This is a genomic window from Pseudomonas sp. P4795, assembly GCF_048822895.1.
GTDB lineage: Bacteria > Pseudomonadota > Gammaproteobacteria > Pseudomonadales > Pseudomonadaceae > Aquipseudomonas.
Map to the genome: position 1 here is coordinate 145,877 of NZ_JBMFBT010000006.1, position 13,736 is coordinate 159,612.

14 protein-coding genes are annotated in these 13,736 nt (G+C 60.7%); 5 read left to right on the forward strand and 9 right to left on the reverse strand.

Features of this window, described 5'->3' with window-relative positions; genetic code table 11:
* The first annotated feature begins 73 nt into the window (after window positions 1-73).
* On the forward strand, window positions 74-772 hold the full coding sequence (locus ACOI8A_RS18630; RefSeq protein WP_420650187.1) for a glutathione binding-like protein: 699 nt from the start codon (window positions 74-76) through the stop codon (window positions 770-772).
* Between the two features lie 145 nt (window positions 773-917).
* Entirely contained in the window at window positions 918-1,892 is a 975-nt protein-coding gene (gene hemB / locus ACOI8A_RS18635; RefSeq protein ID WP_420650186.1) for a porphobilinogen synthase, read from the forward strand.
* A 7-nt stretch (window positions 1,893-1,899) separates the two neighbouring features.
* On the opposite strand, the gene ACOI8A_RS18640 is transcribed toward hemB, so the two are convergent.
* Complete coding sequence (locus ACOI8A_RS18640; RefSeq protein WP_420650185.1) at window positions 1,900-3,435, reverse strand: FAD-dependent monooxygenase; 1,536 nt, start codon at window positions 3,433-3,435, stop codon at window positions 1,900-1,902.
* A gap of 322 nt (window positions 3,436-3,757) precedes the next feature.
* Here ACOI8A_RS18640 and ACOI8A_RS18645 point away from each other — a divergent pair, with 322 nt between their 5' ends.
* The gene (locus ACOI8A_RS18645; protein WP_420650184.1) at window positions 3,758-4,846 is read left to right on the forward strand and encodes a DUF1615 domain-containing protein; all 1,089 of its coding nucleotides are present in this window, start codon (window positions 3,758-3,760) and stop codon (window positions 4,844-4,846) included.
* Between the two features lie 76 nt (window positions 4,847-4,922).
* On the opposite strand, the gene ACOI8A_RS18650 is transcribed toward ACOI8A_RS18645, so the two are convergent.
* The 4 genes from ACOI8A_RS18650 to ACOI8A_RS18665 all read right to left on the reverse strand — a co-directional run bounded on the left by ACOI8A_RS18650 (window position 4,923) and on the right by ACOI8A_RS18665 (window position 7,129).
* Window positions 4,923-5,165 carry a hypothetical protein gene (locus ACOI8A_RS18650; RefSeq protein WP_420650183.1) on the reverse strand — a complete coding sequence of 81 codons (243 nt, stop codon included), beginning with the start codon at window positions 5,163-5,165 and terminating at the stop codon, window positions 4,923-4,925.
* Between the two features lie 113 nt (window positions 5,166-5,278).
* Window positions 5,279-5,980, reverse strand: coding sequence for an anti-sigma factor (locus tag ACOI8A_RS18655; RefSeq protein WP_420650182.1), 702 nt, complete (start codon window positions 5,978-5,980; stop codon window positions 5,279-5,281).
* Window positions 5,977-6,510: a sigma-70 family RNA polymerase sigma factor gene (locus ACOI8A_RS18660; protein ID WP_420650181.1), complete on the reverse strand. Its 534-nt coding sequence runs from the start codon at window positions 6,508-6,510 to the stop codon at window positions 5,977-5,979. The genes ACOI8A_RS18655 and ACOI8A_RS18660 overlap by 4 nt, the downstream gene beginning before the upstream one ends.
* 97 nt (window positions 6,511-6,607) lie before the next feature.
* Complete coding sequence (locus ACOI8A_RS18665) at window positions 6,608-7,129, reverse strand: DUF3455 domain-containing protein (protein ID WP_420650180.1); 522 nt, start codon at window positions 7,127-7,129, stop codon at window positions 6,608-6,610.
* A 203-nt stretch (window positions 7,130-7,332) separates the two neighbouring features.
* On the opposite strand from ACOI8A_RS18665, the gene ACOI8A_RS18670 reads away from it, so the two are divergent.
* A complete protein-coding gene (locus tag ACOI8A_RS18670) occupies window positions 7,333-7,956 on the forward strand; it encodes a glutathione S-transferase (RefSeq protein ID WP_420650179.1) in 624 nt (207 codons plus the stop codon).
* On the opposite strand, the gene ACOI8A_RS18675 is transcribed toward ACOI8A_RS18670, so the two are convergent.
* On the reverse strand, window positions 7,957-8,397 hold the full coding sequence (locus ACOI8A_RS18675; protein WP_420650178.1) for a CBS domain-containing protein: 441 nt from the start codon (window positions 8,395-8,397) through the stop codon (window positions 7,957-7,959).
* Window positions 8,398-8,723: 326 nt separating this feature from the next.
* Here ACOI8A_RS18675 and ACOI8A_RS18680 point away from each other — a divergent pair, with 326 nt between their 5' ends.
* Window positions 8,724-11,084, forward strand: a complete 2,361-nt coding sequence (locus ACOI8A_RS18680; RefSeq protein ID WP_420650177.1) for a DNA polymerase II — start codon at window positions 8,724-8,726, stop codon at window positions 11,082-11,084.
* Here ACOI8A_RS18680 and ACOI8A_RS18685 read toward each other — a convergent pair.
* From ACOI8A_RS18685 to ACOI8A_RS18695, 3 genes are all read right to left on the reverse strand, one after another.
* The gene (locus tag ACOI8A_RS18685; RefSeq protein WP_420650176.1) at window positions 11,049-11,519 is read right to left on the reverse strand and encodes a DUF1810 domain-containing protein; all 471 of its coding nucleotides are present in this window, start codon (window positions 11,517-11,519) and stop codon (window positions 11,049-11,051) included. The genes ACOI8A_RS18680 and ACOI8A_RS18685 overlap by 36 nt on opposite strands.
* A 29-nt stretch (window positions 11,520-11,548) precedes the next feature.
* Window positions 11,549-12,370 carry an aldo/keto reductase gene (locus ACOI8A_RS18690; RefSeq protein ID WP_420650175.1) on the reverse strand — a complete coding sequence of 274 codons (822 nt, stop codon included), beginning with the start codon at window positions 12,368-12,370 and terminating at the stop codon, window positions 11,549-11,551.
* A 184-nt stretch (window positions 12,371-12,554) separates the two neighbouring features.
* Window positions 12,555-13,703, reverse strand: coding sequence for an aldose epimerase family protein (locus tag ACOI8A_RS18695; protein ID WP_420650174.1), 1,149 nt, complete (start codon window positions 13,701-13,703; stop codon window positions 12,555-12,557).
* Window positions 13,704-13,736 lie beyond the last annotated feature (33 nt).

Here is a 13,736-nt window from a genome sequence, read left to right on the forward strand (position 1 = left end):
AAGATCAAAAGATCGCAGCCTGCGGCAGCTCCTACATTATGATCAGTACTCAATTTGTGACTGGATGCTTCCCATGACCGATCTGTCCGCGTTCCCGATCACCCAGAAGTGGCCGGCGCAGTACCCAGACTGGATTCAGCTGTACTCGTTGCCGACCCCCAACGGCGTCAAAGTCTCGATCATGCTCGAAGAAATCGGCCTGCCCTACGAGGCGCACCGCGTGGGCTTCGACACTCAGGATCAGATGTCGCCGGAGTTTCTGTCGCTGAACCCGAACAACAAAATCCCGGCGATCCTCGATCCGCACGGGCCGGATGATCAGCCGCTGCCGTTGTTCGAATCCGGCGCGATTTTGATCTACCTCGCCGACAAAAGCGGCCAGTTACTGGCTCAGGAAGGCGCGTCCCGCTACGAAACCATTCAGTGGCTGATGTTCCAGATGGGCGGCATCGGCCCGATGTTCGGTCAGTTGGGTTTCTTCAATAAGTTCGCCGGCAAGGATTACGAAGACAAACGTCCGCGTGATCGCTACGTCGAAGAAAGCAAACGCCTGCTCGGCGTACTCGAAACCCGTCTTCAAGGTCGCGACTGGATCATGGGCGAGCGCTACACCATTGCCGACATCGCGACCTTTCCGTGGGTGCGTAATCTGATCGGTTTTTATGAAGCGGGTGATCTGGTCGGGATCAAGAATTTCCCTAACGTGACCCGGGTGCTCGAGCGCTTTGTCGCGCGCCCGGCGGTGATGCGTGGGTTGACCATCCCCTCATAACCCGCGCAATAAACGTGGGCGCGGAGGATTATTGCGTTGGCAGTAATGCACTATTGATTGATCCAGGTTTGTACCTGCGCGCCCGCAAGGCATAAGCTGCGCGCCCTACGACTTTCGTCTCATCCGCCGTTTTTCAGGAAGATCCATGTCCAGTCAGTTCCCCGAAGCACGTCCACGCCGTCTGCGCCGCAATGCGAGCCTGCGCAGCCTGTTCCAGGAAACCGAGTTTTCGCTCAACGATCTGGTGTTGCCGATCTTCGTTGAAGAAGAGATCGACGATTTCGTGCCGATCAACAGCATGCCCGGCGTGGCACGCATTCCCGAGCGCAAACTGGCGGGCGAGATCGAGCGCTATGCCCGCGCCGGCATCAAGTCGGTGATGACCTTCGGCGTGTCGCATCATCTGGACGCCACTGGCAGTGACACCTGGCGCGAAAACGGTCTGGTGTCGCGCATGTCGCGCACCATCAAAGACACAGTGCCGGAAATGATCGTGATGTCCGACACCTGCTTCTGCGAGTACACCGATCACGGCCATTGCGGCGTGATGCACAATCATGAAGTCGACAACGACCAGACCCTGATCAACCTCGGCAAACAAGCGGTGGCAGCAGCGCGTGCCGGTGCCGATGTGATCGCACCGTCGGCCGCGATGGACGGCCAGGTGCGGGCGATTCGCCGTGCGCTGGATGAGGCCGGTTTCACCCAGATTCCGATCATGGCCTATTCGACCAAATTCGCTTCGGCGTTGTATGGCCCGTTCCGCGAGGCCGGTGGCAGCGCGCTCAAGGGCGATCGCAAAAGCTATCAGATGAACCCGATGAACCGCCGCGAAGCGCTGCGTGAGTCGTTGCTCGACGAGCAGGAAGGTGCCGATGCGCTGATGGTCAAACCGGCAGGCGCCTACCTCGACATCATCCGCGACATCCGCGAAGCGTCGAACCTGCCGCTGGCGGCGTATCAGGTCAGCGGCGAGTACGCGATGATCAAGTTCGGCGCGCAGGCCGGAGCGATTGATGAAGATCGCGTGGTGCGGGAAAGCCTTGGCGCGATCAAACGCGCGGGTGCGGATCTGATCTTCACCTACTTTGCGATGGATCTGGCTCTGGCCGGGATCTGACCGGGGTTCAGGGACAGGAAAAGAAAGGTCTGATCCCGTGATCGCGAAAATAGCGCTCGATCACTTTCGGATCGGCGCTGTTATCGGCAATCGCCACATAGGTATCCGGGCGCAGCAGGTAAAACCCGTTGCGCCCCAGTCCTGCCGCTTCGAACGCCGGGCGCCAGTCAAACACATGCAGCGGTAAATGATGTTCGTTGCACCAGGCGATCATTTCGTCGCTGGTGTCGCCGTACACATGCACCTGCCAGCACGGCTGGCGCAGCGGTTCGTAATTATCCCCCTCACCATCATGCGCCCACGGCAGACGGTCGCCACCGTGCACGTGGCCTGCCGCGCCTTCGCTCAGGGTCATCCCGCGATAGTTGATGGTGATCTGGGAAATGGTGCGAAACATAAATTCGCGGCTGCTCTCGAACGCGGCCATTTTCGGAATCAGAAACGGCGCCAATCGCGTGCGCAACAAATCCGCCATGCGCCCTTCGGCAGTGACGAAGCTGAAGACTTTGTCGGTGGTCGACACCAGTCGCCGGGCGAAGGCGATGCGTTCCGGTTCGTAGCTGTCGAGTAATGTCGGCGTGGCGGCGCCGCTGAGCACCGCCGCGAGTTTCCATGCCAGATTGATCGCATCGCCGATGCCGGTGTTCATGCCTTGGCCACCGGCGGGGCTGTGCACGTGCGCCGCGTCGCCGAGCAAGAACGCGCGGCCGCTGCGAAAGTGCTCGGCCACTCGGTGATGCACGCGGTAGCTCGAGAACCAGTTGACGTCGTCGATGTGCACTTTCAAATGCTCGATTGCACGGCTGCTGACATCCGAGAACTCCAGCGTTTCGGCGCGTGCCGCACGCTCATCGCGCACCGTGCCGATCAGCCGCGCGCGACCTTCGCCGGCCAGCGGGAACACCGCAAGAAAGTCCGCCTCGTCCAGATCCAGATGCAGCTCGCCATTCAACGCCGGGCCGCTGGCCTGCACGTCGGCGACGTAGAAAATCTGCTGGTAAGTGCCGCCGGGGAAACCGCTGTCCAGCGTTTTGCGCACCACCGAACGGGCGCCGTCGCAACCGGCGATGTAGCACGACTGACAGATTTCCTGCTCGCCATCGGCCAGGCGCAAATGCGCAGTAAGGCCGTCGCCGTGTTCCTCGAAACTCTCAAGCGTAGTGTTGCGCTCGACCGTCACGCCGTAGTCTTCGAGGCGTTCGATCAGCAGTTGCTCATGCTGATCCTGCGGGAAGATTTTCAGAAAGGCATACGGCGTCAGACCTTCGCCGATGCGATCCAGCGGCAACCGCGCCACGGCTTTGCCTTTAACCCAGAAATTCGCCGCAGCAACGCGGTGGCCGTTGCGCACGATGGTCTCGGCCAGGTCCAGTTGCCGGTACAGCTCAAGCGTGCGCGCCTGCACCGCCAGCGCCCGCGAGGTGGTGCCGGGCATGGAGGTCTTGTCGATGATGCGCACGCGGATCGCCAGTTTGCTCAGCCACAGGGCCAGCACCAGTCCGGTCGGCCCTGCGCCGATGATCAGAACGTCGCTGCGGTTCATGGGCTGCGCTCCGCTTGGGGGTGGAGCAAGTATGGATCAGGCGGGCAGGGCGGCCAGTCGGTCTGCCGGACGGAAAAAAGGCCCCGGTTGATTGGCTGCGAGGCCTTTTATGTATTCGGCTTCCCTCACCCCAGCCCTCTCCCAATGGGAGGGGGGGAAAGGGAGCTGATCATCATGCTTCTCAAGCCTGAGTTCGACTCGAAATTTCAGGTCAATGTAACTCCAAAGAGTTACTTGGTCAGTCCCCTCCCCACGGAGTCCTAGCCTGCGCCAGGCGATTGATCGTATGGTGACCCCGGCTTAACGGACTGGAAGACGCTTCATGCACACCCCTCGATTATTCATCAGCCTCGCCGCACTGCTGGTATTGGCCGGTTGCGCCGGTCAGCGCAGTGACGAACCGGCGCCACGCCCGCCCGCCGAGGTTAAGGCGCAGATCGTCAAGCTGCTGCCGGCGAAAACCGTCGACCGCCAGGGCTGGGCCACCGACATCTACGCCGCGTTCGCCGCGCAGGACATCAGCCCGACTACGCAGAATCTGTGTTCGGTACTGGCCGTGGCCGAGCAGGAATCGACGTTTCAGGTCGATCCGCAGGTGCCCGGTCTGGGCAAGATTGCCCGTGACGAAATCGACCGCCGCGCCGCTAAAGTGCACATCCCCAGCCTGCTGGTCAGCGGCGCGCTGCAAGTGCGCTCACCCAACGGCAAGAGCTACAGCGAACGCCTGAGCGCGGCGCGCAGCGAAAAAGAACTCAGCGCGATTTTCGATGACTTCATTGGCTCGGTACCGATGGGCCGCACGCTATTCAGCGGTTTCAACCCGGTGCACACCGGCGGGCCGATGCAGGTCAGCATCGAATTCGCCGAGCAGCACGCCAAGGATTATCCGTACCCGGTGGATGGCACGATTCGCCGCGAAGTGTTCAGCCGACGCGGTGGCATGTATTTCGGCATCGCGCATTTGCTCGGTTATCCGGTGAGCTATCGTGAACCGCTGTACCGTTTCGCCGACTTCAACGCCGGTTGGTACGCCAGCCGCAATGCGGCGTTTCAGAATGCCGTCAGCCGCGCGTCGGGCATTCCACTGGCGCTGGATGGCGACTTGATTCGCTATGACGCGATCATGCCCGGCACCACCGAACTGGCGGTGCGCACCCTCGGCAAGTCATTGGGCATGCGCAATCCGCAGATTCGCGATCAACTGGAGAAGGGCAATACGCTGGAGTTCGAGGAAACCAAACTCTATCAACGAGTCTTTGAACTGGCGGAGAAGGCCGAAGGCAAAACCCTGCCTCGTGCAGTGCTGCCGGGGATCGTGCTGCAAAGCCCGAAAATCACCCGCAAATTGACCACCGCGTGGTTCGCCAAACGTGTGGACGAACGCTATCGACGTTGCATGGCCAAGGGCTGACTGTAAAAAAAGCCATAAAAAAACCCGGCTGGGATAAGCCGGGTTTTTTCTGATTTGCTGCGGTACAACCATTCATTCAGACCGCGCGACGTTCGATCAAACGATCCGAACCACCTTCGGCAACGGTGTTGCCTTGCAGGCGATCCGAGCCATCGGCAGCGACGGTGTTGCCTTGCAGACGATCCGAGCCGTCGGCAGCAACGGTTTGGCCGTGCAGGCGATCCGAGCCATCGGCGGCGATCATGCTGTGAGTCGGGGCGGCAAAAGCGTTCAGTGCGAAAACCGAGAAAGCGATGCTGAGAAGGATTTGGCGTTTCATGATTGTTTGCTCCGGGGGTGTTTATTGGTTGGTATGGAGCAGATGTTACGCCGGGGATTTTTTATGAGAACTTCATTGACGTGATGGTGAACATCGACGCCGATGATGATTGTTCACAACACCTTCACCGCCCGCCCGATGGCTTGAATCGGCCCGGTTGGTTTGCCGATCGGCGAACCGTTGGCGCCCTCCAGCGTCAGCTCGAACAACTGGTTCGGTTGCAGCGGCGGCAACTTGTCCAGCGGCACCGACAGCGCTTGCCCCGGTTTCACCAGCCCGAGCGACACCGGCCCTTGCCAGCCATCAGCCTTGGTCCAGAATTCCAGTGCTTTATCCGCCGGCACTTCGACCACCCCCAGCGGAATCAACTGGATCTCCCGCGAATTGCTCGCTTGAATCACCCAACCCGGCGCCTTGTCCTGTGGCGCCACCAGCACCACCAGAAAACTCGGTTTCGGCGTCGTCTGCGTCAGCAGGATTGACCCGAGCAGCAAGGTCGCCGCCAGCCCGGCAGCACTCAAACCGCGCCACAGCGGCAGTAGATTCCACCACGAGGTGTTCTCAGCCAGCGGCGCCTTGTGCGTCAGCCGTTCGACACTGCGTTCAATCCGCTGCCACAACTGCGCCGACGGTTGCTGCGCCGGCGCCAGATCAGTCAGCTCCAGCAGACGCCGCTCCCAGGCATCCACCGCCGCACGCAGCTCAGGCTCATTCGGCAGGCGTTTTTGCACTTCTGCGCGTTGCTCGGTGGGCAGCGTACCGAGCACATACTCGCTGGCCAGTTCATCACGATCCTGCGCCGATTCGATGGTCATCCCATGCACTCCCGCAACGCATTCAGGCTGCGTTTGATCCAGGCTTTGACGGTGCCCAGCGGCGTGTCGAGGCGTTGGGCGATCTGCCCGTGGCTGTAGCCGTCGACGTAGGCGTGCAGGATGCAGCGCCGGCGTTGCGGATCGAGTTGTTCCAGGCAGTGGTGGATGCGCGCCGAGTGGTCCTGCGCGTCGAAGGCGTCATCGATGTGCAGGTCTTCCTCATCGTCGAGCAACGGTGTTTCGCGGCTGTGATTGCGCAACACATTCAACGCCAGATGCCGGGTTACCGTGAACATCCAGCCGCGCGCTGAACCTCTTGCCGGATCAAACCCCGCCGCGCCGGCCCAGATCTTGATAAATGCGTCATGCACGATGTCCTCGGCCAACGCCGTGTCGCGCACCAGCCGCCGGGCCACGCCGAGCAGGCGCGGGCTCTCCTGCACATACAAATCGCGCAGGGCCTGACGCTCGCCACGCGCACAGGCGGCCAAACGGGCTTCGTAATCAAAAGCGGTTTCGGGTAAGGACATGTCCTGCAATCTAGCAAACATCGGCAAAACATCCAGACATCTCAGTGCAACTGTGGGAGCAGATCTGCTCCCACAGCTCATTCTCGCTGCGCGAAACTCAGTTCGCCGCCCAGAAAATGTAGTCAGCCTGATACTTCACCACTTCCTGCTTGCCCTTGTTCGCCGCCGTGCATTCGCTGCCCGGCGCGACGCCGCCCTTGAGCGCCACACGCTGGATGTAGCTGACGCCGCTCATCGCGCCTTTGCCTTCAGCCGGGTTGGCCTTGACCAGTTGATAGGGCAGGTTGCCCGGACTCGACGGCGCTACCGCCAATTGCGTGCCGGTGACTTTCGAACCGTCCTTGGCCTGCCAGGTGGCTGGTGGGCCGAAGTAGGTGCCGACCTGTTTGCCGCTGCGGTCATTGAGCACGGCTTTCGGGCCGACAAACACCCACTCGGTCTGCCCGGCGGCGTTGGCCTTGTCGCGGCATTCGTAAGTGATCTCGCCGACCCCGGTGGTTTCCATCGCGACCTTGTGCCCGTCCGGCACTTTGATGCTCTCCGGCAGAGCGGTTTGCGCGAATGCAGTTGAAGTGGCGGCGAACAGACCGGCGAGGCAAATCAGTTGGGTGGTGTTCATCAGTGTTTCTCCGAATGGGGGTAAACCGCTGACAGCCGAATCGGGCTGTTACAAGGACTACCCGTGACGGACGCGTTTGGATGCACTGCCCGAAAAATAAAATCTGGCGCGAGCCTGCGGATGAACGCGCATAGCGTGCCAAATCCGATACACCAGCTATAAATAGGGCTACTAAAGATGCCTGTCGGGATTGAGGAGGGGTTATGTATCAGCTCTACGGACATCGCAATTCAGGCGCGGCGGCTATCGAGGCCGCGCTGGAACTGTGCCAGGTCGCTTACCGCTTCATCGACGTCGAGGCCAGCGGCGAGGCGGCCGAAGCATTGGCCAGGCTCAATCCGCTCAAGCAGATCCCGACCTTGCAACTGCCCGATGGCAATGCACTGACCGAAAGCGCGGCGATCCTGATTCACCTTGGGCTGACGTTTCCTGACTCCGGTCTGTTGCCGAGCGAGCCTGCCGAGCGCGATCAGGCGATTCGCGGGCTGGTGTTCATTGTCAGCAACTGCTACAGCGCAATCGGCGTCATCGATTATCCCGAGCGCTGGCTGGCGATGCCGGATGAAGCCACGCGGCAGAATCTGATGACGGGCGCCCGCGAGCGTTTGCACTGGAGTTGGGAAGTATTCGCCGACCAATTCTCCGCCGAGCTGTATCTGGACGACGAAACGCCGGGCGCGCTGGATGTGTTGGCGGCGGTGGTCACGCGCTGGGCCAGCACCCGCGAACACCTGCGCCAGAGCCGCCCGGGATTTTCTGCGTGGTTGCAGCGTATCGACCGCCACCCGGTGCTGGCGCCGGTCTTTGCGCGGCATTGGCCCGAGTGATCAATCGCCGCGAATGTACTGCTCCAGCTGTTTGATCAACTCGGCCTGTTCGGCGATGGCCTCTTTTACCAGGTCACCAATCGACAGCAGGCCGATCAGCTTACCGTTCTCCACCACAGGCAAGTGACGCAGGCGTTTGTCGGACATGATGCCCAAGCAGGTGTCGACGGTCTGATGCGTGTCCACGGTGATCACGTTGGCCACCATGATGTCGCGCACCGGCGTGCCAACCGATGAGCGCCCGTGCAGCACCAGTTTGCGCGCGTAGTCGCGTTCGCTGATGATCCCCACGACCTGGTCGTCTTCCACCACCAGCAAGGCGCCGACATTCTTCTCGGCCATTTTCATCAAGGCTTCGAGCACCATGTGATCGGGTTTGATCTGGTGCACTTCCTGATTTTTCTGATCTTTGAGCTTGAGCAGTTGGGCGACGGTTTTCATGGTGATTACTCAGGTGTTGTCGTTGTTATCCAAGCATCGTAGACGCTGGCCCGTAGAGCAAGGGCGCAAAACGGCAGATAGCACGCAAAAAACGTCATTTGCTCATTTTTTGGCTCACCTCTAACCCTGTGGCGAGGGGATTTATCCCCGTTGGGCTGCGCAGCAGCCCCATACCGGCGAACGCTTTCCTTCAGACAAACTGCGGTTGCAGGTTTGCGAGTGCTGCGCACTCGAACGGGGATAAATCCCCTCGCCACAGGGTATGGAGTGATCCGAACTAATGCCGCGTAGAATGCCGGTCTGATTCAATTCCTGAGGTCGCAGTGGTGGATTTACAGCAGGGCTTCGTCCTGACCCGGCATTGGCGCGATACACCGGCTGGCACTGAAGTCGAGTTCTGGCTGGCGACCGACGCCGGGCCGCGCCGTTTGCGTTTGCCACATCAGCCGTCGGTGGCGTTTATACCCGCTGTCCAGCGCGAGCAGGCTGAGCGCGTTTTGGCGGATGAAAAAAACGTCGAACTGCGCCCGCTGGCCCTGCTGGATTTCGAGCACCGCCCGGTGCTTGGCCTGTATTGCCAGCAGCACGGCCAGTTGATGCGGCTGGAGACCGCGCTCAACCGTCACAGCATTGACGTGTTCGAAGCCGACGTGCGCCCGCCCGAGCGCTATCTGATGGAGCGCTTCATCACCGCGCCCGTCTGGTTCAGCGGCACCCCGGATGCCGACGGTCTGCTGCTCGACGCCCAGCTCAAACCCGCCCCGGACTACCGGCCGAAACTGCGCCTGGTCTCGCTGGATATCGAAACCACCGAGCAGGGCGATCTGTATTCCATCGCGCTGGAAGGCTGCGGCGAACGCCAGGTGTATATGCTCGGCGCGCCCAACGGTGACGACAGCATTGTCGACTTCGACCTCGAATACTGCGACTCACGCACGCTGATCCTGAAGAAACTCAACGACTGGTTCGCCCGTCACGATCCCGACGCGATCATCGGCTGGAACGTCATTCAGTTCGACCTGCGCATCCTCCACGAACACGCGCGGCGCCTCGGTGTACCGCTCAAGCTCGGGCGTGGTGGCGAGGAAATGCAGTGGCGCGAACACGGCAGCCGCAACCATTACTTCGCCTCGGCAGCGGGACGTTTGATCATCGACGGCATCGAATCCCTGCGCTCGGCGACCTGGAGCTTTCCTTCGTTCAGCCTGGAAAACGTCGCGCAGACCTTGCTCGGCGAAGGCAAGGCGATCAACAACCCGTACCAGCGCATGGACGAAATCAACCGCATGTTCGCCGAGGACAAACCGGCGCTGGCCAAGTACAACCTCAAAGACTGCGAGCTGGTCACGCGGATTTTCGCCAAGACCGAACTGCTGACGTTTTTGCTCGAACGCGCGAGTGTCACCGGGCTGCCGGCAGATCGCAGCGGCGGCTCGGTCGCGGCGTTCACCCATCTGTATATGCCCCTGATGCACCGTAAAGGTTTCGTCGCGCCAAACCTTGGCACCAATCCACCGCAGGCCAGCCCCGGCGGGTTCGTCATGGACTCGCAACCGGGGCTGTACGAATCGGTATTGGTGCTCGACTACAAGAGTCTGTACCCGTCGATCATCCGCACCTTTCTGATCGATCCGGTGGGGCTGATCGAAGGTTTGCAGCACCCGGACGACGCCGAGTCAGTGCCGGGTTTTCGTGGCGCACGCTTCTCGCGCACCCGGCATTGTCTGCCGTCGATCGTGGCGCGGGTGGCCGAAGGTCGCGAGACCGCCAAGCGCGAACACAACGCGCCGCTGTCGCAAGCCTTGAAGATCATCATGAACGCTTTCTATGGCGTGCTCGGTTCCAGCGGCTGCCGGTTTTTCGACACGCGGCTGGCGTCGTCGATCACCCTGCGCGGCCACGAAATCATGCTGCGTACCCGGCAGTTGATCGAAGCGCAGGGGCACGCGGTGATCTATGGCGACACCGACTCGACCTTCGTCTGGCTACGCCGCTCCCACGATCAGGAGGAGGCGGCGCAGATCGGTCGGGCACTGGTCGAGCACGTCAACGACTGGTGGCGCGCGCATGTGCGCGAACAGTACGGGCTGGAAAGTGCGCTCGAATTGCAGTTCGAAATTCACTACAAACGCTTTCTGATGCCGACCATTCGTGGCGCCGAGGAGGGCAGTAAAAAACGCTACGCCGGTCTGGTAACCCGCGCCGACGGCAGCGATGAGATGGTCTACAAAGGCCTGGAAACCGTACGTACCGACTGGTCGCTGCTGGCGCGGCAATTTCAACAGGAGTTGTACGAGCGGATTTTCCAGCGCAAGCCGTATCAAGAGTATGTGCGCGACTATGTGCGCAAGACCTTGGCCGGCGAATTCGACGAGCGTCTGATCTATCGCAAGCGCCTGCGCCGCACCCTCGATGACTACGAACGCAATGTGCCACCGCATGTGCGCGCCGCGCGCCTGGCTGACGAATACAACGCGCAGCAGGGGCGGCCACGCCAGTATCAGAATGGCGGCTGGATCAGCTACGTGATCACGCTGGCCGGGCCGGAGCCGCTGGAAGTGCGGCGTGCGGCGATCGATTACGACCACTACATCACCCGGCAATTACAACCGGTAGCGGATGCGATACTGCCGTTTATCGACGACGATTTTTCAACCCTGATCGGTGGGCAACTGGGCCTGTTTTGAGTCAAGCAGTTGCAGCGTCCAGTCGTCCGGAATGCCGTGGAAAAACCGATCCAGCGCTTGGTTGAACGGGCTGTCCGCCGCTGTGAACTGGCCAAACAGCGTCATCGAAGAATGAAACTTCAAGTCATCCGGATGCCCGAAGATCTCGGCAATCGAGCGCTGGCGTACGTTGAGCACCATTCGCGTGCATGTGCGCAAACGGGCGCCAAGCAGTTCGTGCGCCAGATAGGCCTGGGTTTCCTCGGCCGATTGAATGGCGAAATGGCGCGACATTTCACTGCCGCCCAGTCCGGCGAACTGCGGGAAGATAAACCACATCCAGTGGCTGCGTTTATGGCCTTCTTCGAGTTCGCGTTGCACGCGTTCGAACACCGGGTCCTGGGCCTGAACGAAACGTTGCAGGTTGAAGCCGTTATGCGGATCAGTGCTTCTCATGGGAAAAGCCCTCTACAGCGGACGGTGGCTCAGACCATGGCCAGCCGCTGCTTGCGTTGTGGCGCGGGGAACGCCTGCTCCAGCGCCGCGAGATCCCCGGCATCCAGCTGCAATTGCGCCGCTTGTGCATTGAGTTGCACGTGTTCCGGGCGCACCGCTTTGGGAATCGCAATAACCCCATCCTGACGCACAATCCACGCCAGAGACACCTGTGCCGGGGTCACGTTGTGACGAGCGGCAATCTGTTTTAGCACCGGGTCGGCGAGCAGCGCGCCGCCTTGGCCGATCGGACAGTAAGCCATCAGCGGCATGCGCTGTCGCTGGCACCACGGCAGCAGGTCGAATTCGACGCCGCGCTCTTCGAGGTTGTACAGCACCTGATTGGTCGCGCAGGCCGGGTTGGAGAGCTCTTCGAGGTCGTCGACATCGAAATTCGACACGCCCCAGCGGCCGATCTTGCCGTCCTCGCGCAGCCGTTCAAAGGCCTCGACGGTTTCTTCCAGCGGATACTGGCCGCGCCAATGCAATAAATACAGGTCGATGTAATCGGTGCCGAGCCGGCGCAAACTGCGCTCGCAGGCCTGAGGGATACCTGTGCGACTGGCGTTGTGCGGATAGACCTTGCTCACCAGAAACACTTGATCGCGTAGCCCGGCGATGGCTTCGCCGACTACAGTTTCGGCGCCGCCCTCGGCGTACATTTCCGCCGTGTCGATCAGGCTCATGCCCAGTTCGATGCCGCTGCGCAGCGCCGCCACTTCACGCTTATGCGCCGAGCGGTCTTCGCCCATGCGCCAAGTGCCTTGGCCAATCACCGGAACCTGTACGCCTGCCAGTTCAAGGGTACGCATCCAATCCTCCTCTGCGAAATCGTCGATACCTTTTCAGTGGGCAGCAAAATAGCCCGTGGGTTCCGTGAGTCTTATAAAAGCAAAAGATCGTCCGATCGCGGCCCGAGCCTTCGGCAGCTCCTACAAAGGAATGCGATCCCCTGTAGGAGCTGCCGAAGGCTGCGATCTCTTGATCTTAATTTTGTTATTTCGCGGTGAATTTCAGCAGCACGCTCTGGGTATAGGTCTGCCCAGGATCCAGGCGCGTGCTCGGGAAGTTTTTCTGGTTCGGCGAATCCGGATAGTGCTGCGTCTCCAGAGTGAACGCGCCCCAGTGCGGATACACCTTGCCGCCCTTGCCCTTGACCGTGCCGTCGAGGAAGTTGCTGGTGTAGAACTGCACCCCCGGCTCGCTGGTGAACAACTGCAAATGCCGTCCGGAATGTGGATCGCTGACTTCAGCCGCCAGTTTGCTCGCATCACCCTTGGCGTCCAGCGCCCAGTTGAAATCGAAACCACCGTGTTTTTCTTCGGCAAATTTCAGCTGCGGATGATCAGCCTTGATGTGCTGGCCGATGGCGGTCGGTTTGGTGAAATCCATCGGCGTGCCGGCTACCGGGGCCAGCTCGCCGGTCGGAATCAGTTTGGCGGTGACCGGGGTGTAATGGCTGGCGTGCAGCGTCGCGACTTGCTTGAGGATGTCGCCATTGCCGGCGCCGGCCAGGTTGAAGTAGCTGTGGTTGGTCAGATTGAGCACGGTCGGCTTGTCGGTGCTGGCCTTGTAGTCGATGCGCAGCTCGTTGTTGTCGGTGAGGCGATAGGTGACCTCTGTAGTGAGGTTGCCGGGGAAACCCATTTCACCGTCCGTCGACAGATAACTCAGGGTCACGCCGACCGAGTCTGCGTCCTTGGTTTCCTGGGCTTTCCAGACCTTCTTGTCGAAACCCTGCGTGCCGCCGTGCAAGGCGTTGCTCTTGTCGTTCTGCGGCACTTGATAGCGCTTGCCGTCGAGTTCGAACGCACCGTCCGCCAGACGATTGCCGAAGCGACCTATGGTCGCACCGAAGTACGCGGTGCCTTTCTGGTACCCCTGCACATCGTCGAAGCCGAGCACGATGTCGTCGAGTTTGCCGTTCTTGTCCGGCACCAGCAGCGATTGCAGGGTGCCGCCGTAGGTGATGACCGTGGCTTGCATGCCGTGGCTGTTGCGCAGGATGTATTGCTCGACAGGCGTGCCGTCATTGGTCTTGCCGAAAGCTTTGTGTTCGCTGGTCAGGCCAGCGGCTTGAGCGGAGAGGGTGGCGATCATCAGAGACAGTCCGAGGCCGGAGAGCAGGTGTCGGGATTGAAGCATGGTTGACTTTCCTTTTTGTTGTTGTTTTCAGAA

Excerpts from the sequence above, each read along its gene's own strand:
- ACOI8A_RS18630 (WP_420650187.1), top strand. The coding sequence starts at position 74 with ATGACCGATCTGTCCGCGTTCCCGATCACCCAGAAGTGGCCGGCGCAG.
- hemB (WP_420650186.1), top strand. The coding sequence starts at position 918 with ATGTCCAGTCAGTTCCCCGAAGCACGTCCACGCCGTCTGCGCCGCAAT.
- ACOI8A_RS18640 (WP_420650185.1), bottom strand. The coding sequence starts at position 3,435 with ATGAACCGCAGCGACGTTCTGATCATCGGCGCAGGGCCGACCGGACTG.
- ACOI8A_RS18645 (WP_420650184.1), top strand. The coding sequence starts at position 3,758 with ATGCACACCCCTCGATTATTCATCAGCCTCGCCGCACTGCTGGTATTG.
- ACOI8A_RS18650 (WP_420650183.1), bottom strand. The coding sequence starts at position 5,165 with ATGAAACGCCAAATCCTTCTCAGCATCGCTTTCTCGGTTTTCGCACTG.
- ACOI8A_RS18655 (WP_420650182.1), bottom strand. The coding sequence starts at position 5,980 with ATGACCATCGAATCGGCGCAGGATCGTGATGAACTGGCCAGCGAGTAT.
- ACOI8A_RS18660 (WP_420650181.1), bottom strand. The coding sequence starts at position 6,510 with ATGTCCTTACCCGAAACCGCTTTTGATTACGAAGCCCGTTTGGCCGCC.
- ACOI8A_RS18665 (WP_420650180.1), bottom strand. The coding sequence starts at position 7,129 with ATGAACACCACCCAACTGATTTGCCTCGCCGGTCTGTTCGCCGCCACT.
- ACOI8A_RS18670 (WP_420650179.1), top strand. The coding sequence starts at position 7,333 with ATGTATCAGCTCTACGGACATCGCAATTCAGGCGCGGCGGCTATCGAG.
- ACOI8A_RS18675 (WP_420650178.1), bottom strand. The coding sequence starts at position 8,397 with ATGAAAACCGTCGCCCAACTGCTCAAGCTCAAAGATCAGAAAAATCAG.
- ACOI8A_RS18685 (WP_420650176.1), bottom strand. The coding sequence starts at position 11,519 with ATGAGAAGCACTGATCCGCATAACGGCTTCAACCTGCAACGTTTCGTT.
- ACOI8A_RS18690 (WP_420650175.1), bottom strand. The coding sequence starts at position 12,370 with ATGCGTACCCTTGAACTGGCAGGCGTACAGGTTCCGGTGATTGGCCAA.
- ACOI8A_RS18695 (WP_420650174.1), bottom strand. The coding sequence starts at position 13,703 with ATGCTTCAATCCCGACACCTGCTCTCCGGCCTCGGACTGTCTCTGATG.